This is a genomic window from Cupriavidus sp. IK-TO18 (genome assembly GCF_015549295.1).
Lineage (GTDB): Bacteria > Pseudomonadota > Gammaproteobacteria > Burkholderiales > Burkholderiaceae > Cupriavidus > Cupriavidus oxalaticus_A.
The window spans coordinates 136,310-153,150 of record NZ_JADGMP010000001.1 but is presented as its reverse complement, the minus strand read 5'-3'; the positions used below and the strand labels follow the sequence as shown (position 1 = coordinate 153,150).

At 66.2% G+C, this 16,841-nt stretch carries 12 protein-coding genes; 5 read left to right on the top strand and 7 right to left on the bottom strand.

Translation table 11 applies throughout. From position 1 onward, the window contains the following. Window positions 1-29: 29 nt before the first annotated feature. Entirely contained in the window at window positions 30-2,267 is a 2,238-nt protein-coding gene (locus tag IPF36_RS00635; RefSeq protein ID WP_195426994.1) for an NADP-dependent isocitrate dehydrogenase, read from the bottom strand. Between the two features lie 347 nt (window positions 2,268-2,614). On the opposite strand from IPF36_RS00635, the gene IPF36_RS00630 reads away from it, so the two are divergent. Then, window positions 2,615-3,985 carry an esterase-like activity of phytase family protein gene (locus IPF36_RS00630; protein ID WP_195426992.1) on the top strand — a complete coding sequence of 457 codons (1,371 nt, stop codon included), beginning with the start codon at window positions 2,615-2,617 and terminating at the stop codon, window positions 3,983-3,985. 79 nt (window positions 3,986-4,064) lie between these two features. On the opposite strand, the gene IPF36_RS00625 is transcribed toward IPF36_RS00630, so the two are convergent. Further along, window positions 4,065-5,606, bottom strand: a complete 1,542-nt coding sequence (locus IPF36_RS00625) for a methyl-accepting chemotaxis protein (RefSeq protein WP_195426990.1) — start codon at window positions 5,604-5,606, stop codon at window positions 4,065-4,067. A 271-nt stretch (window positions 5,607-5,877) separates the two neighbouring features. Here IPF36_RS00625 and IPF36_RS00620 point away from each other — a divergent pair, with 271 nt between their 5' ends. After that, entirely contained in the window at window positions 5,878-6,309 is a 432-nt protein-coding gene (locus IPF36_RS00620) for a phasin family protein (RefSeq protein WP_133094258.1), read from the top strand. Window positions 6,310-6,414: 105 nt separating this feature from the next. Here the strand turns inward: IPF36_RS00620 and gdhA are convergent, their stop codons facing one another. From gdhA to IPF36_RS00595, 5 genes are all read right to left on the bottom strand, one after another. Beyond that, window positions 6,415-7,758 carry an NADP-specific glutamate dehydrogenase gene (gene gdhA, locus IPF36_RS00615; RefSeq protein WP_135703009.1) on the bottom strand — a complete coding sequence of 448 codons (1,344 nt, stop codon included), beginning with the start codon at window positions 7,756-7,758 and terminating at the stop codon, window positions 6,415-6,417. Between the two features lie 289 nt (window positions 7,759-8,047). Further along, window positions 8,048-8,803 carry a DeoR/GlpR family DNA-binding transcription regulator gene (locus IPF36_RS00610; RefSeq protein ID WP_133094256.1) on the bottom strand — a complete coding sequence of 252 codons (756 nt, stop codon included), beginning with the start codon at window positions 8,801-8,803 and terminating at the stop codon, window positions 8,048-8,050. 145 nt (window positions 8,804-8,948) lie between these two features. Further along, the gene (gene phnY / locus IPF36_RS00605) at window positions 8,949-10,412 is read right to left on the bottom strand and encodes a phosphonoacetaldehyde dehydrogenase (RefSeq protein WP_135703010.1); all 1,464 of its coding nucleotides are present in this window, start codon (window positions 10,410-10,412) and stop codon (window positions 8,949-8,951) included. An 80-nt stretch (window positions 10,413-10,492) separates the two neighbouring features. Next, window positions 10,493-11,761, bottom strand: coding sequence for a phosphonoacetate hydrolase (gene phnA / locus IPF36_RS00600; protein ID WP_195426988.1), 1,269 nt, complete (start codon window positions 11,759-11,761; stop codon window positions 10,493-10,495). A gap of 47 nt (window positions 11,762-11,808) precedes the next feature. Continuing rightward, window positions 11,809-12,528, bottom strand: coding sequence for a phosphonate utilization associated transcriptional regulator (locus tag IPF36_RS00595; protein ID WP_135703012.1), 720 nt, complete (start codon window positions 12,526-12,528; stop codon window positions 11,809-11,811). 267 nt (window positions 12,529-12,795) lie between these two features. Here IPF36_RS00595 and IPF36_RS00590 point away from each other — a divergent pair, with 267 nt between their 5' ends. The 3 genes from IPF36_RS00590 (at window position 12,796) to IPF36_RS00580 (ending at window position 16,811) form a co-directional block, all read left to right on the top strand. After that, the gene (locus tag IPF36_RS00590) at window positions 12,796-13,827 is read left to right on the top strand and encodes a putative 2-aminoethylphosphonate ABC transporter substrate-binding protein (RefSeq protein WP_195426986.1); all 1,032 of its coding nucleotides are present in this window, start codon (window positions 12,796-12,798) and stop codon (window positions 13,825-13,827) included. A 72-nt stretch (window positions 13,828-13,899) separates the two neighbouring features. Beyond that, on the top strand, window positions 13,900-15,012 hold the full coding sequence (locus IPF36_RS00585; RefSeq protein ID WP_135703014.1) for a putative 2-aminoethylphosphonate ABC transporter ATP-binding protein: 1,113 nt from the start codon (window positions 13,900-13,902) through the stop codon (window positions 15,010-15,012). Continuing rightward, a complete protein-coding gene (locus IPF36_RS00580; RefSeq protein ID WP_195426984.1) occupies window positions 15,003-16,811 on the top strand; it encodes a putative 2-aminoethylphosphonate ABC transporter permease subunit in 1,809 nt (602 codons plus the stop codon). The genes IPF36_RS00585 and IPF36_RS00580 overlap by 10 nt, the downstream gene beginning before the upstream one ends. Window positions 16,812-16,841 lie beyond the last annotated feature (30 nt).

Sequence of the window (16,841 nt, the reverse complement as noted above, 5' to 3'; positions counted from 1 at the left end):
CTCCGGCCCGTCATGCGGGCCGGCATCCATCAGGCCGTGACCGACGCCAGCGCGGCGTTCAGCGTCTGGCTCGGGCGCATCGCTGCGCTGAGCTTGGCTGCGTCCGGCTGGTAGTAGCCACCGATGTCGACCGGCTTGCCTTGCACCGCGGCCAGCTCGGCCACGATGTTCTGCTCGTTGTCGGTCAGCGTCTTGGCCAGCGGCGCGAACTTGGCGGCCAGTTCCGCGTCGTCCGACTGGGCGGCCAGTTCCTGGGCCCAGTACATCGCCAGGTAGAACTGGCTGCCGCGGTTGTCCAGCTGGCCAGTCTTGGGCGACGGGCTCTTGTTATTGTCGAGCAGCTTGCCGGTGGCGGCATCCAGCGTCTTCGCCAGGATCTTGGCGCGGGCATTGCCGGTCTTGATGCCGACGTCTTCCAGCGACACCGCCAGCGCCAGGAACTCGCCCAGCGAATCCCAGCGCAGGTGGTTCTCTTCCACCAGTTGCTTGACGTGCTTCGGAGCCGAGCCGCCGGCGCCGGTTTCATACATGCCGCCGCCGGCCATCAGCGGAACGATCGACAGCATCTTGGCGCTGGTGCCCAGTTCCATGATCGGGAACAGGTCGGTCAGGTAGTCGCGCAGGATGTTGCCGGTCACCGAGATGGTGTCCAGGCCGCGGATCACGCGCTCCAGCGTGTAGCGCATGGCGCGCACCTGCGACATGATCTGGATGTCCAGGCCGTTGGTGTCGTAGTCCTTCAGGTAGGCCTCGACCTTCTTGATCAGCTCGGCCTCGTGCGGACGGTACGGGTCCAGCCAGAACACGGCCGGCATGCCCGAGTTGCGCGCGCGCGTGACGGCCAGCTTGACCCAGTCGCGGATCGGCGCGTCCTTGACCTGGCACATGCGCCAGATGTCGCCCTGCTCGACGTTCTGCGTCAGCAGCACTTCATTGGTGGCCAGGTCGACGATATTGGCAACGCCGTCTTCGGTGATCTCGAAGGTCTTGTCGTGCGAGCCGTATTCCTCGGCCTTCTGCGCCATCAGGCCGACGTTCGGCACCGTGCCCATGGTGGTCGGGTCGAAGTTGCCGTTGGTCTTGCAGAAGTTGATGATCTCCTGATAGATCCGGGCAAAGGTGCTTTCCGGGATCACGGCCTTGGTGTCCTTCGGACGGCCGTCGGCACCCCACATCTTGCCGCCGATGCGGATCATGGCCGGCATCGAGGCATCGACGATCACGTCGTTCGGCGCGTGCAGGTTCGAGATGCCCTTGGCCGAATCCACCATCGCCAGTTCCGGGCGATGCTCGTGGCAGGCGTGCAGGTCGCGGATGATCTCTTCGCGCTTGGAGCTGGGCAGCGACTCGATCTTCTCGTACAGGTTGACCAGGCCGTTGTTGACGTTCACGCCCAGTTCGTCGAACAGCGCGCCGTGCTTGGCGAAGGCTTCCTTGTAGAAGATCTTGACGGCGTGGCCGAACACGATCGGGTGCGACACCTTCATCATGGTCGCCTTGACGTGCAGCGACAGCATCACGCCGGTCTTGCGCGCGTCTTCGAACTGCTCTTCATAGAAGGCGCACAGGGCCTTCTTGCTCATGAACATGCTGTCGATGATCTCGCCGTCCTGCAGCGAAACCTTGGGCTTGAGCACGATGGTCTTGCCGCTCTTGGTGATCAGCTCCATCTTGACGTCGCGGGCCTTGTCCAGCGTCAGCGACTTTTCGCCATGGTAGAAGTCGCCGTGCTTCATGTGGGCCACGTGCGTGCGCGAGGCCATGCTCCACTCGCCCATGCTGTGCGGGTGCTTGCGCGCGTAGTTCTTGACCGCGGCCGGGGCGCGGCGGTCGGAGTTGCCTTCGCGCAGGACCGGGTTCACGGCCGAGCCCAGGCACTTGGAATAGCGCTTCTGGATGGCCTTCTCTTCGTCGGTCTTCGGGTCTTCCGGATAGTCCGGCACCTTGTAGCCCTTGCCCTGCAGCTCGCGGATGGCGCTGACCAGCTGGTGCACCGAGGCGCTGATGTTGGGCAGCTTGATGATGTTGGTGTCCGGCTGCTGCGTCAGCTTGCCCAGCTCGGCCAGGTTGTCCGGCACGCGCTGTGCTTCGGTCAGGAATTCGGGGAACTCGCCCAGGATACGGGCGGCCACCGAGATGTCGCTGGTGGTGACGTTGATGCCGGCCGGCTTGGTGAAGGTCTGGATAATCGGGAGGAACGCACTGGTCGCCAGCAGCGGAGCTTCGTCGGTCAGCGTGTAGATGATGGTGGGTTGCTGGGTACTCATTGCTTCTCTCAGATCCTCTATCGGTGGGTGGGACTTCTGCCTGCCGGGTCACGGCCAGGGCGACAAACTAGGCGAAAGATGGAATTTTGCCTCAGTTTGCTTTCAGTAGTCTGAAAACCAGCGCATTTTGCGCGGCAATCGGGCAGAAAATCAGGCCGGCGCCGGTCCGGTGGCGCCTGGTTTCGCCCGTTGCACCCGAACGGTGCCAGCCCGGCGCCCGAATTGACATTTCGGGACAAGCTGGGGTCAGGCCACCGATGCCCCAGGTGCGCCCGACGGATCACAGAGTTGTCAAACTTGACGCCGACAATGTCGTCTTTTGTCCTCTCAACGCCAAGGAACCGATCATGTCCCGACCTTTGCCTGTCCTGCCGCTGGCCCGGCTCGCCGTGGCCGCAGCGCTGCTGGGCGCCCTGCCGGCGTGGGCCGATGCGCCCGAAGCCTTCCCCGCCACGCTCGCCGGCCATGCGGTGCTGCCCGCGCAAACCCTGCTGGCGGCGCCCAAGGACGCCCCGGCGGATTTGCAGGTCAGCGGCAAGTTCACCACCGCGCAGCGCACCGAGGCGCCGGGCACGATCGAAGGCAAGTCCAACGGCCGGCCGACCGGCGTCTCGCTGCCGTTCCGCGGCCAGCCGGCCCAGGGGCACTCCGGCATCAAGCGCATGGCCGACGGCAGCTTCTGGCTGCTGACCGACAACGGCGCGGGCGCCAAGGCCAACTCGCCTGACTTCATGCTGTACCTGAACCAGTACAAGGTGGATTTCGGCACCGGCCAGTTCCGGCGGCTGAAGACGATCTTCCTGCACGATCCGGACAAGAAGGTGCCATTCCGCATCGTCCACGAGGGCACGAAGCAGCGCTACCTGACCGGCTCGGACTTCGACACCGAGAGCTTCCAGTTCGCGGGCGGCGCCATCTGGATCGGCGACGAGTTCGGTCCGTTCCTGATCAAGGCCGACATGAGCGGCAAGGTGCTGGCGGTGTTCGAAACCATGGCCGACGGCAAGCTGGTGCGCTCGCCCGACCATCCGGCGGTGACCACGCCCGGCGCGCCGGACGCCGGCATCAAGTTCCAGGTAAAGCGCTCGAAGGGCTTCGAGGGCATGGCATCGTCGCCCGACGGCAGCAAGCTGTATGCGCTGCTGGAAGGCGCCCTGTGGAACGAGGACGCCAGGGCCTATGAGAGCGAGGGCGGCAAGCCGTACCTGCGCGTGCTGGAATTCGACGTGAAGCAGCAGGCCTGGACCGGCCGCCACTGGAAGTACGTGCTGGAAGGCGCCAGCCACGCCATCGGTGACTTCAACATGATCGACGCCAGCCACGGCCTGATCATCGAGCGCGACAACGGCGAGGGCACGCCGGACAAGGCCTGCCCGGCGGGGCAGAAGCGGCCGGATTGCTTCGACGATGTGGCGAAGTTCAAGCGGGTCTACAAGGTCGAGCTGACCGACGCCAATGCCGGCGGACCGGTGCGCAAGGTCGGCTACATCGACATGCTGCGCATTGCCGATCCGCGCAAGCTGGCGCGCAAGCCGCTGACCGATGGCGTGCTGGCGTTCCCGTTCTTTACCATCGAGAACGTCGAGTTGGTCGATGCCACGCATATCGTGGTCGGCAACGACAACAACCTGCCCTTCAGCAGTAGCCGCGAACCGAATCGCGCGGATGACAATGAGCTGGTGTTGCTGGAGGTGGGGGAGTTTTTGAAGGCGCGGTAAGGCCAGCGCCGGGGGGGAGTGCTCCCCTCTCCCCCGCCCCCCTCCCAGGGGGAGAGGGGGGAAAACCAGCGGATCACCGTCAGGCCACCAGCCTGAACGTCGCCACCGCCTCCTTCAACCGCTGCGCCTGTTCCTCCAGCGAACCCGCCGCCGCAGCCGCCTCTTCCACCAGCGCCGCGTTCTGCTGCGTCACCGTGTCCATCTGCGTCACGGCCTGGTTCACCTGCTCGATCCCCGAACTCTGCTCGGCCGACGCCGCGCTGATCTCGCCCATGATGTCGGTCACGCGCTTGACCGCCGCGACGATCTCTTCCATGGTCTGGCCCGACTGCGTCACCAGCATGGAGCCGTTGTCGACGCGCTCGACGGTATCGCCGATCAGGCCCTTGATCTCCTTGGCCGCGTTGGCGCTGCGCTGCGCCAGGCTGCGCACTTCGCCCGCCACCACGGCAAAGCCGCGGCCCTGCTCCCCGGCACGCGCCGCTTCCACCGCCGCGTTCAGCGCCAGGATATTGGTCTGGAAGGCAATGCCTTCGATCACGGCGATGATGTCGACCACCTTCTTCGACGCGCCGTTGATCTCTTCCATGGTCTCGGCCACCTTGCCCGCGACTGCGCCGCCCTTCTCGGCGATATCCGAGGCATTGACCGCCAGCGTGCTCGCCTGGCGCGCATTGTCCGCGTTCTGGCGCACAATGCTGGTCAGTTCTTCCATGCTGGCCGCGGTCTGCTGCAGCGACGAAGCCTGCTCCTCGGTGCGCTGCGACAGGTCGGTGTTGCCGGCCGCGATCTGGCTGGTGCCCGACACGATCGACTCGGTGCCCGCGCGCACCTGGCGCACGATGCGCAGGATATTGGCGTTCATGTCGGCCAATGCCTGCAGCAGCTGGCCGGTCTCGTCGCGGCTGTCGACGTCGATGCGGCTGGTGAGGTCGCCGGAAGCCACGGTGCGGGCCACCGCCACGGCGCGGTGCAGCGGGCGCGTGATGCCGCTGGTCAGCCACACCGAGAATGCGATGCCGATCGCCAGCACCACCACGCCCAGCCCGATCAGGCTGTTGCGCGCGTTGACGTAGATATCGTTGATCTCGCGCGCGGTGGCGTCGATGCTGGTGCGCTGGATGTCGAGCAGCTTCTGGATCTCGGCCAGGTAGGCGTCGCCGGCGGGGACGAATTCCTTCTCCAGCACCTGGTTGGCCTCTTCGGTCAGGCCTTCCTGCTTGAGTTTGGTGATCTTGTCGCGGCCGTTGTTATACGGGTCGCGCACGCTCAGGATCTTCTGGAACGCTGCCTTTTCCTGCTCGGAGCTGAGCATCGGCTGCAGCTTGTCGCGCAGCTGCGCGATGCCTTCGATCGACGCCTTGGTCTCGGCGGCAAAGAACTGGCCCAGCGAAGGGTCGGCGCTGCGCGCCACCGCGGTGGTGCGGCGCACGCTGGTGTGCATGAGCCGGTACCAGTCGCTGACCAGCCGCTCCTTGGTCAGCGGCTGCTGCATCATCGCGTGGGTGCGCTCTGCCACCTGCTGCAGGCGCATCATGCCGAATACCGTCATGAGCGCCGACAGCAGCAATACCACCCCAAAACCGATGCCGAGGCGGACCCCGATTCCTAGTTTCTTCATGTCTTCTACCTGATTAGGACTGGTTACGGCGAAGTGCCGGCGCCCGGTGGGCGCTGCGTTCTCCGCTCTTGTCGTCCGCGGGCGGGCCCGACGGGCCGGCGCAGGCGCGGGCTATGGATGGCAACGGCATGGGGGACCGAAACTTTAGGGTCTTCCTCGATTGACGGCTAGAAGTGTGCGGATTCCGGCTATAGTGGAGTGAAATCCGGCGCAGGGCCGTCCCGCGGCCCGCTCCACCCCTGCTCACACTTCCCCCACCAGGAGATCCAGCATGGCCACGCCTCCCAATCCTTTTGCCGATTTCACCAAGCTGATGGAACAGTTCCGCGTGCCGGGCCTCGACATGAACGCCGTGATCGAGGCGCGCCGCAAGGATATCGAGGCCCTGACCGAGGCCAACAAGCTGGCCTACGAGGGCATGCAGGCCGTGATGCAAAAGCAGCAGGAAATCTTCATGCAGACCATGCAGCAACTGCAGGCCGCGGCGCAGCAGTACGGCACCACGGGCAATCCGGCCGAGGCCATGGCCAAGCATGGCGAGCTGGTGCAGCAGGCGCTGCAGCGGGCGTTCGAAAACATGCGCGAGCTGGCCGAGACCGCGCAGAAGGCGCAGGCCGAGGCGCTGACCGTGATCGGCAAGCGCGCCGAGCAGAACGTCAAGGAGGCCGGCGCACTGTTCCAGCAGCCCGGGAAAAAGGGCTAGCGGCCGGCCCTGGTATCGGACGGCCCACTATCCCAGAGCCTGGCTCCGGTGGGCCTCCGTCGTGCCGACGGCCGGCATTGCACCGGCCGCGTCCGGGTCAGATCGTCAGATCACCCCTTGCGCCAGCATGGCATCCGCCACCTTGACGAAGCCGGCAATGTTCGCCCCTTCCACGTAGTTGATATACCCACCCGCCTTCTGCCCGTGGTGGATGCAGTTCTGGTGGATGTCCTTCATGATCGCGTGCAGCTTCTCGTCGACCTCGGCGTGGTGCCACGACAGGCGCATCGCGTTCTGCGACATCTCCAGGCCGGAGGTCGCCACGCCGCCGGCGTTGCTGGCCTTGCCCGGCGCGTAGAGGATCTTCGCGTCGACGAAGCGGTCCACCGCTTCCAGCGTCGACGGCATGTTGGCGCCTTCGGCCACGCAGATCACGCCGTTGCCGAGCAGGGTTTCGGCATCGTTGCCGTCGAGCTCGTTCTGCGTTGCGCACGGCAGCGCGACGTCGGCGGGCACGTGCCACGGGGTGCGGCCGGCTTCGAACCGCATGCCGTGGCGGTCGGCAAAGTCGAGCAGGCGGCCGCGCTCTTCGTTCTTGAAGGCCATGACTTCGGCCAGCTGCGCCGTGGTCATGCCTTGCGGGTAGTGCAGCACACCGCCGGAGTCTGACAGGGTCAGCACCTTGGCGCCCAGCTCGATCGCCTTCTCGGCAGCGTATTGCGCCACGTTGCCCGAGCCGGAGATCAGCACGCGCAGGCCGTCGAACTCGCGGCCGCGGCGGTGCAGCATCTCCTGGGCGAAGTAGACAGTGCCGTAGCCGGTCGCTTCCGGGCGCATCAGGCTGCCGCCGTAGGCCAGGCCCTTGCCGGTAAAGACGCAGGCGGACTGGTTCGACAGCTTCTTCATCATGCCGGCCATGAAGCCGACTTCACGCGCGCCCACGCCGATGTCGCCGGCCGGGATATCGGTGTCGGGGCCGAGGTGGCGGTACAGCTCGGTCACCAGCGCCTGGCAGAAGCGCATCACTTCGCCGTCGGACTTGCCCTTGGGATCGAAGTCCGAGCCGCCCTTGCCGCCGCCCATGGGCAGCGTGGTGAGCGCGTTCTTGAAGGTCTGCTCGAAGCCCAGGAACTTCAGCACCGACAGGTTCACGGTCGGGTGGAAGCGCATGCCGCCCTTGTACGGGCCGATCGCCGAGCTGTGCTGGACGCGGAAGGCGCGGTTGACCTGCACCTGGTTGCGGTCATCGGTCCAGGCCACGCGGAACTGGATCACGCGCTCGGGCTCGACCAGGCGCTCGAGCAGGGCCTGGTCGGCGTAGCGCGGATTGCGCTCGACGAACGGCCAGAGCGTCATCATCACTTCCTTCACGGCCTGGAGGAATTCAGGTTGATTGGGGTCGCGGCGGGCGACCCCCGCCAGGAATGCGTCGAGGGAAGGAACGTTCACGATGTCTCTGCTGTGCTGGTGCTGTGTCTGGTCTGACGGCCCTGCCGGCTGGTGCCGGTCTCTGGAGCCGTTTGGCGTTGCGCCGGGGGGAAGGTGGGTGGCCTCCAATTGTCCAGACATTGACGGCATGCCGTGCCTGTCTGGCAACCCGAAACTGTAGCACCAGCATGGGGCATGTGGCAGTCAAAACACCTGTGACTGCCACGTGAAGGCTACATTTTGGTGCGAACAGCGGGGCTTTTCGTTCGATCAGCGCACAGATGCGATCGAAAAACGACTTGCCGCGCGGCTAGGCAATTAGCAGCTTGGCGCCGCGCTCCTTCAGCGCCGCCCCGATTTCCGGCTCGGGCGCCATGTCCGTGATCAGCCAGGCAGCCAGGTCGAAGTGCTTGATCGTCACGCCGGTGTTGCGGCCGAACTTGGTGTAGTCGGCTACCACGCATGGGGTGTCGGCAGCCATCAGCATGCGGCTGCGCAGTTCGGCCGCGGCGCGCGAGAAGTCGCAGATCTCGCCGCGGGGCGTGACGCCGCCGATGCCGATAAAGGCAAAGTCGGTGTGGTAGCGCGACAGCTGCTCGATGGTGTCCCAGCCGTGGGTCGCGTCTTCATTGTCCTGCAGCTCGCCACCAAGCACGATCACGCGGTTGCCGTTGCGCCGGCCCAGCAGCTGGGCGATGGCAAGGTCGTTGGTGTAGACCAGCAGGTTGTGGTGGCCGTGCAGCGCCTGCGCCACCGCATGGGTGGTGGTGCCATAGTCCAGGATCAGCGATGCACCGTCGCGCACCAGTTCCGCGGCGCGCACGCCGATGGCGCGCTTGCCTTCGGCATTGACCGCGGCGCGGGCCTGGGTGTCGGGCTCGGTGCGGTCCGAGGCCAGCGCGCCGCCGTGGGTCAGCACCAGCAGGCCGCGGCCGGCGAGCGTGTTCAGGTCGCGCCGGATGGTCTCGCGCGAGACGTCGAGCTCGGCCACCAGCTCGCTGATGGCCAGGGCGCCGGTGGCGGAGAGCTGGTCGAGGATGTATTTCTGCCGTTGTTCGGCGAGCACGGGGACTCCGGGAGCGTGTTTAGCTGAGCGGTGATTCTAGCGCGGGTGTGATTGGCATGGTGGCAGCCAACTACCGCGGACCTGCTCGCTCTCCCGCTTGCGTGAGAGCGAGCAGGTCCGCGGTCGAATCAACGCGCTTGATACTTCACGCCCACGGCAACGTCACCGTCTTTAAATTGGTAAAGCTCTTGGCCGCTTCCTGCACGCCTTCCTTGTAGCCCAGCCCCGAATCCTTGATGCCGCCGAAAGGCGTTAGCTCGATGCGGTAGCCCGGCACTTCCCACAGGTTCACCGTGCCGACATGCAGCGAGTTGGCGATCTTCGTGAACGCCTCGATATCGTTGGTGCAGACCCCCGACGACAGGCCGAACGCCGTGCCGTTGGAAATCCGGATCGCATCATTGATATCGCGGAAGGTGATGATGGGCGATACCGGCCCGAAGGTCTCCTCGCGCACCACCGTCATCGCCGGGTCGACGCGGTCGATCACCGTCGGCGCGTAGCTGGCGCCGATGCGCTGGTTGCCGGCCAGCAACCGCGCGCCCTGCGCCACCGCCTCGTTGACGCGCGCCTCGAACAGCATGGCGGCCTCTTCGTCGATCACCGTGCCCATGTCGACGCCACGGTCCATCGGGTTGCCATACGTCCACGCGCGGGTCTTCTCCACCACCATTTCGGTGAAGCGCGCCGCGACCGCCTGGTGCACCAGCATGCGCTTGACCGCGGTGCAGCGCTGGCCCGAGTTCTTGTACGAGCCCTGCACCGCGAGGTCGGAGGCGCGCTCGAGGTCGGCGTCGGCCAGCACGATCAGCGGATCGTTGCCGCCCAGCTCCAGCACCACGCGCTTGTAGCCGGCCTTGCTGGCGATGTACTTGCCGATGGCCACGCCGCCGGTGAAGGTGACGAGGTCGACGGCCGGATGGGTGATCAGCTCATCGGCGATCTCGCGCGGGTCGCCGGTGACCACCTGCAGCATCTGCGGCGGCAGCCCGGCCTCGTACAGCAGGTCGGCAAGGTAGTACGCCGACAGCGGCACCTTTTCCGACGGCTTCAGCACCATGCGGTTGTTGGTCGCAATCGACGGCGCCACCTTGTGCGCCACCTGGTTCATCGGGTGGTTGAACGGCGTGATGGCGCAGATCACGCCGAGCAGCGGCTCGCGCTGGGTCAGCACGCGGCGCTTCTTGCCGTGCGGGGTCAGGTCGCAGGAGAACAGCTGGCCGTCGTCGCGCAGCGCCTCGGTGGCGGCGAAGCCGAGCACGTCGGCCACGCGGCCGATCTCGTACAGCGAGTCCTTCTTGGACAGGCCGGACTCCAGCGTGATCAGGTCCGACGCTTCCTCGGTGCGCTCGCGCAGCAGCGCGGCGGCGCGGTTCAGGATGGCGGCGCGCTCGTAGCGGGTCAGCTTGGAACGGTACGCCTGCGCCACGCCGAAGGCGCGGCGCACGTCGTCGAGCGTGGCCTTGGGCACGGTGCCCACCAGCGTGCCGTCATACGGGTTGCGCACCTCGATCACGCGCTCGCGCACGATCTTCTGGCCATCGATGCGCAGCGCCTCCGCGCGGAAGTGCGGGCTGACGGTGCCTGCAGGGAAATGGGGGGCATTCATGGGATTTCTCCGGTCAGTACGGGAGCAACGGCCCGCTGCGGGCCGCGGTGCAGCTCTCAGTGCAGGTCTCAGTGCAGGTCTCAGTGCAGGTGATTGAGCGCCACGTCGAAGATGTCGAAATTGCGCATCACGGTCTTGCCCGGGATGCCGGCCGTCGGACGGTTGAACACCAGCGGCACGGTCTGCTCCGAGACGCCGCCGTGCGAGCGCAGCGGCGCATCGAGCCCGGACAGGTCGTGGCGGCTGCGGCTGGTGCCCAGCACCACGTGCTTGTCGCTAGTCACCACCAGGTCGCCCACGCGGTCGGACGGCAACTCGAAGCGCGCGCAGGCTTCGGTGTTGTCGAGCACGCTTTCCACGCCCGGCAGGTCGGACAGCCGGGCCTTGAGCGCGTCGCGGTCGGCGCCTTCGGGCAGGTAGACGGTGGCGTACGAGCCGAGCGCGCCGTGGTGGACCACATAGGGATCCGTGATCGGCAGGATCACGCGCGCCCCGCCCTCGTCAACGCCGCGGCCAAGCCATGCATCCAGATGGTCCTGCAGGTAGATCACGTTGGGCGCCTTGGTGGCATCGTCGTGCTTGGCGTTCATGCCGTGGTCGGCCGTCAGCGCCACCACGCAGCCGAGTTCATCCAGGCGCGCGAGGTACTTGTCCATCATCGCGTAGAAGGCGTTGGCGCCGTCCGAGCCGGGTGCGAACTTGTGCTGGATGTAGTCGGTGGTGGACAGGTACATCAGGTCGGGGCGGCGCGTTTCCATCAGCCGCACGCCGGCGGCAAAGACAAACTCGGACAGCTCGGCGCTGTAGACATCGGGCACCGGCATGCCGACCAGTTCCAGCACGCCGTCGATGCCGTTCTCCGCCACCGTGGCCTGGTCGGCCTTCTCGGACGAAAAGCAGATGCCGCGCATGCCGTGGCCGAGCAGGCGGCGCAGCTTGTCCTTGGCGGTCACCACCGCGACGCTGGCGCCGGCGCCGGCAAACGCGGCCAGGATGGTGCCCGCGCGCAGGTACTTGGGGTCGTTCATCATCACTTCCTCGCCGCGGCCGTCATTGGCGCTGCGGTCGAAGAAATAGTTGCCGCAGATGCCGTGCACCGCGGGCGGCGCGCCGGTGACGATGGAAAGGTTGTTCGGGTTGGTGAAGGTGGGCACCACGCAAGCGCCGCGGAACGACGAGCCGCTGGCGAGCAGTTGCTTGACGTAAGGCGCGCTGCCGCTGTCGGCTGCGGCCTCAAGGTAGTCGAACTCGCAGCCGTCGACGCAGACCACCACGACGGGCTGCTGCATCCAGCGGTAGCAGCGCTGGTTGACGGTAATGGTGCGGGCGGGAACGTTGGTATCGGGCATGGTGGCGGTCCGGTGTGCGAGTGTTTGGGAATCGATGGTTGTGGTCGTCAGTCGGCCGCACCGGTGCCGGCGGTACCGGCGGTATCGGGATCGACAGCGGCATGCATGCGCGCGCGTCCGCGCTCGACGTGCTCGCGCATCAGCCGCGCCGCCAGCTCGCCGTCGCGCGCGGCGATGGCCGAGACGATGGCGCGGTGCTCGCGGGTGGAATCGGGCATGGCCGCGTTGCTGCCCGACAGCGCCTCGCGCCGGAACAGCGTCAGCTCCTTGACCAGGCGCCGGTAGGTGTCGAGCAGCTTGCCGTTGCCGGCCAGCTCGACCATGCGGTCGTGGAAGGCAAAGTTCAGGCGCGCGTATTCGTCCAGGTCGCGGGCAGCGCTGGCGGCGCCCAGCGCCTCGACCAGCGCGCGCAGTTCGCGCAAGCCTTCCGCCGTGATGCGGGCCGCCAGTTGCCGGCCGACGAATTCATCGAGCACCGCGCGCAGTTCATAGATCTCGTCGGCTTCCCGCACTGAGATGGCACGCACGAACACGCCGCGGTTCTTTTCGGTGCGCAGCAGGCCGGCCTGCTCCAGCGCGCGGAACGCTTCACGCACCGGGCCGCGCGAAACGTTGAGCTGGCCCGCGACTTCGACCTCGTTGAGCTTGGCTCCCGGCGGCAGTTCGCCGGACATGATCCGCAGCTCCAGTTCGCGCTGGACCAGCGTGGTCAGCGACTGGCTCTGCAGGATGGTGATTTCACTCGCCAGCGGGACTTGGCGTGACATGAAAAACTCCCGTTTGTGACGGATTCAGCAATATCGAAAATCCTTGTTGCGATTAAAGCAAGCGGTTTGTATATTGTCAACAATCAAGACATCGGTGGCACCAACAGGGTAACGCAAAAGCTGGAAATAGCCGGGCACATGTCTTGCGAGTGTTGTAGAACAAGGGTTTCAAGGTGATACATGGCTGTGCAACCCGCGCCACACGTTGCAACATATTCACCAAAATGACACATATCTCCACCTACAATGCCGGAAAACGGAGGCCTCATGAAACTGTCCATCAAGTCCGCCCTGCACACCGCCGCCGCCCTGCTCGCACTGGGCGCCGCCAGCACCGCGCTGGCGCAGAAAACCACCCTGACCGTCTACACCGCGTGGGAAATCGAAACGCTGAAGCCATACGCCGAAGGCTTCGCCAAGGTCGCGCCCGACATCGAGCTGAAGTACGTGCGCGACTCCACCGGCGTCATCACTGCCAAGGCACTCGCTGAAAAGGCCAATCCGCAAGCGGACGTGATCGCCGGCCTGGCCGCATCCAGCCTGGAGCTGCTCAAGCAGGAAGGCATGCTGATGCCCTACGCCCCCAAGGGCTTCGAAAAACTGACGCGCCATTACAGCGACCAGGCCACGCCGCCGTCGTGGGTGGGCCTCGATGTGTGGGGCGCGACGGTCTGCTTCAACACGGTCGAAGCCAGGAAGCGCAACCTGCCCCGCCCGGAAAGCTGGAAGGACCTGGCCAAGCCGGTCTACAAGGGCGCCATCGTGATGCCCAGCCCGGCGTCGTCCGGCACCGGCTTCCTCGACGTGACCGCATGGCTGCAGCTGTTCGGCGAGCAGGAGGGATGGAAGTACATGGACGCGCTGCACGAGAACATCGCCCAGTACACGCACAGCGGCTCCAAGCCGTGCAAGCAGGCGGGCGCGGGCGAGTTCCCGATCGGCATCTCGTTCGAGCTGCGCGCGCACAAGACGCTGGCCTCGGGCGCGCCGATCGAGATGATCTTCCCGAAGGAAGGGCTGGGCTATGACATCGAGGCCGCCGGCATCGTCAAGGGGACCAAGAAGCAGGAGGCCGCGCAGCGCTACCTGGACTGGCTGGCGAGCAAGGAAGCGGCGCAGCTGTTCGCCAGGGACTGGGCCATCGTGACCTACCCGGGTGTGGCCCGGAAGGTCGAGACCATCCCTGCGAACTACGAGCAGATGCTGGTCAAGAATGATTTCAGCTACATCGCCAAGAACCGCGAGCGCGTGCTGAACGAATGGCAGAAGCGGTACGCCGGCAAGTCGGAAAAGCAGTAATCCGGGAACGCCTGGGCCCGGCGCGCGAGCGCCGGACTACTGCCACGACAACATCGCCGAGGATCCCACGCCATGCATTCCCCAACCTCCACGGCTGAGACCTATCTCAGCCTGAAAGGCATCCACAAGCGCTTCGGCAGCGGCGCCAGCCCTTTTGTCGCGCTGCATCACATCGACCTGGACGTGCGCCAGGGCGAGCTGCTGTGCTTCCTCGGCCCGTCCGGCTGCGGCAAGACCACGCTGCTGCGCATCATCGCCGGACTGGAATCGCAGAACGCCGGCACCATCCACCAGGGCGGGCGCGACATCTCCACGCTGCCGCCGATGGAGCGCGACTACGGCATCGTGTTCCAGTCGTATGCGCTGTTTCCCAACCTGACCGTGGCGGACAACGTCGCCTACGGCCTGGTCAACCGGCGCATGCCGCGCGACCAGCGCCGCGCGCGCGTCGATGAACTGCTGACGCTGGTGAGCCTGCCCGACCGCGGCAGCCAGTACCCCGCGCAGCTCTCCGGCGGCCAGCAGCAGCGCGTGGCGATCGCGCGTGCGCTCGCCACCTCGCCCGGCCTGCTGCTGCTGGACGAACCCCTGTCCGCGCTCGACGCACGCGTGCGCGTGCGGCTGCGCAGCGAGATCCGCGCGCTGCAGCAGCGCCTGAACATCACCACCATCCTGGTCACGCACGACCAGGAAGAGGCGCTGTCGATGGCGGACCGCATCGTGGTCATGAACCAGGGCGTGATCGAGCAGGTCGGCACGCCGGCGCAGGTCTACCAGCGACCGGCCACGCCCTTTGCGGCGGACTTCGTCGGCAAGACCAACATGCTGGGCGCGCGCGTGGGCAGCGACGGCGCGCTGCATCTTGGCGGCGTGCGCATGCACTGCCACGCACCGGCCGGCTGCGGCGCGGAGGAAGCGGTGCAGGTGTTCTTCCGGCCGGAAGACGTCTGCGTACGCGGCGTCGAGCAGCACGGGCCCAATGTGCTGGAGGCCACCGTAGACAAGATCGAGTTCCTGGGCGCGTTCTCGCGCCTGACGCTGCGACTGCCCGATGCCGCGTCGGGCACGCTGTGCGCCGACCTCTCGCTGAATGACCTGCACGAACTGCGCCCGAATACCGGCGACCGCCTGCGCCTGGCCATCCCCGCCGACCGCCTTCGTATCTTCCGCCACGCATGCGCCTGAGCCTCTCGACGGCGCCGGCCACTGCGCCGGCTACCGATACCGCCCCGGGCGCCGTGCCGGCCGGGATTTCCAGTCCCGGCACGAGGCCTTCCCTGCCGGCGCCACCCGCGTTCGTTGCCACCTCGGTGCGTGCGCACTGGAGCGACCGGCTCGCGCACCTGCTGCTGGCACTGGCCGCAGTCGCCCTGCTCTGCTTCGTGCTGGCTCCGATCGCGATGATCCTGGCCAAGAGCGTGCAGAACCGCGACGGCTCGCTGGCGGGGATCGCACATTTCCGCGCCTACTTCGAATCGCCGGCGCTGCTGCGCTCGGTGTGGAACAGCCTGTGGGTCTCGGCGCTGGCCACCTGCATCACCGTGCCGCTGGCCTTTACCTTTGCCTACGCGCTGACGCGCAGCCGCATTGCCTGCAAGGGGCTGCTGCGCAACCTGGCGCTGATCCCGCTGCTGGCACCGTCGCTGCTGGCAGCCATTTCCTTTATCTTCTGGTTCGGCAACCAGGGGTTGCTCAAGCCGTGGATGGGCAGCACGCAGATCTACGGGCCGCTGGGGATCGTCGCCTCGCTGGTGTTCGCCACGTTTCCGCATGCGCTGATGATCCTGGTCACGGCGCTGTCGCTGACCGACGCGCGGCTGTACGAGGCGGCCGACGCGCTGGGCACCTCGACCGTGCGCAAGTTCTTCACCATCACCGTGCCGGGCGCGCGCTATGGCCTGGTCAGCGCGGCGATGGTGGTGTTCACCTATGCGATCTCCGACTTCGGCATCCCCAAGGTGATCGGCGGCAACTTCCATATGCTGGCCACCGATATCTACAAGCTGGTGATCGGCATGCAGGACTTCTCGCAGGGCGCGGTGGTGTCGCTGATGCTGCTGGTACCGGTGGCGGTCACCTACTGCGTCGACGCGCGCGTGCAGAAGCGCCAGATGGCGCTGATGTCGGCCCGCTCGGTGCCCTACGTGCCGCGCCGCAGCCGCCGCTTCGACCTCGCCATGGCATCGTTCTGCTGGCTGACGGCGGCGCTGATGGTGGCGGTGATGGGCATGGCGATCTATGCGTCCTTCGTCAAGCTGTGGCCGTACAACTTCTCGCTGTCGCTGAACCACTACCGCGTCGGGCTGGTCGAGGGCGGCGTGGTCGATTCCTACCTGAACAGCGTGCGCATGGCCGCGCTGGCCGCGGTGATCGGCCCGGTGTTTATCTTCGCCACCGCCTACCTGCTGGAGAAGACGCGCGGGCTGGACTGGCTGCGCGGCTTCGTGCGGCTGATGGCGGTGCTGCCGATGGGCGTGCCGGGACTGGTGCTGGGGCTGGGCTACATCTTCTTCTTCGTGCCGCAGGCCAACCCGCTGCATGGCCTGTACCAGACGCTGGGCATCCTGGTCCTGGTGACGATCGTGCACTACTACGCGTCGTGCCACCTGACCGCGGTGACCGCGCTCAAGCAGCTCGACAGCGAGTTCGAGGCCGTGTCCGCATCGCTGAAGGTGCCCTTCTACAAGACCTTCTTCAAAGTCACTGTGCCGGCCTGCCTGCCCGCCATCCTGGAGATCTCGCGCTACCTGTTCATCAACGCCATGACCACGGTGTCGGCGGTGGTGTTCCTCTACGGCGCCGACACCAAGCTGGCCTCGGTCGAGATCGTCAACCTGGACGAGTCCGGCGACATCGGCCCGGCGGCGGCCATGGCCACGCTGGTGGTGGTGACCTCCGCGCTGGCCTGCCTGCTCTATTACCTGCTGCAACGCGTGCTCGACCGCAAGACCCAGGCATGGCGCCAGGGCCAGGCAAGCGACTGAACTCTTCCAATACGCAATTTCTCCTTCCCC

Coding starts and splice junctions, on each gene's coding strand:
- IPF36_RS00635 (WP_195426994.1), bottom strand. CDS start 2,267: ATGAGTACCCAGCAACCCACCATCATCTACACGCTGACCGACGAAGCT.
- IPF36_RS00630 (WP_195426992.1), top strand. CDS start 2,615: ATGTCCCGACCTTTGCCTGTCCTGCCGCTGGCCCGGCTCGCCGTGGCC.
- IPF36_RS00625 (WP_195426990.1), bottom strand. CDS start 5,606: ATGAAGAAACTAGGAATCGGGGTCCGCCTCGGCATCGGTTTTGGGGTG.
- IPF36_RS00620 (WP_133094258.1), top strand. CDS start 5,878: ATGGCCACGCCTCCCAATCCTTTTGCCGATTTCACCAAGCTGATGGAA.
- phnY (WP_135703010.1), bottom strand. CDS start 10,412: ATGAATGCCCCCCATTTCCCTGCAGGCACCGTCAGCCCGCACTTCCGC.
- phnA (WP_195426988.1), bottom strand. CDS start 11,761: ATGCCCGATACCAACGTTCCCGCCCGCACCATTACCGTCAACCAGCGC.
- IPF36_RS00595 (WP_135703012.1), bottom strand. CDS start 12,528: ATGTCACGCCAAGTCCCGCTGGCGAGTGAAATCACCATCCTGCAGAGC.
- IPF36_RS00590 (WP_195426986.1), top strand. CDS start 12,796: ATGAAACTGTCCATCAAGTCCGCCCTGCACACCGCCGCCGCCCTGCTC.
- IPF36_RS00585 (WP_135703014.1), top strand. CDS start 13,900: ATGCATTCCCCAACCTCCACGGCTGAGACCTATCTCAGCCTGAAAGGC.
- IPF36_RS00580 (WP_195426984.1), top strand. CDS start 15,003: ATGCGCCTGAGCCTCTCGACGGCGCCGGCCACTGCGCCGGCTACCGAT.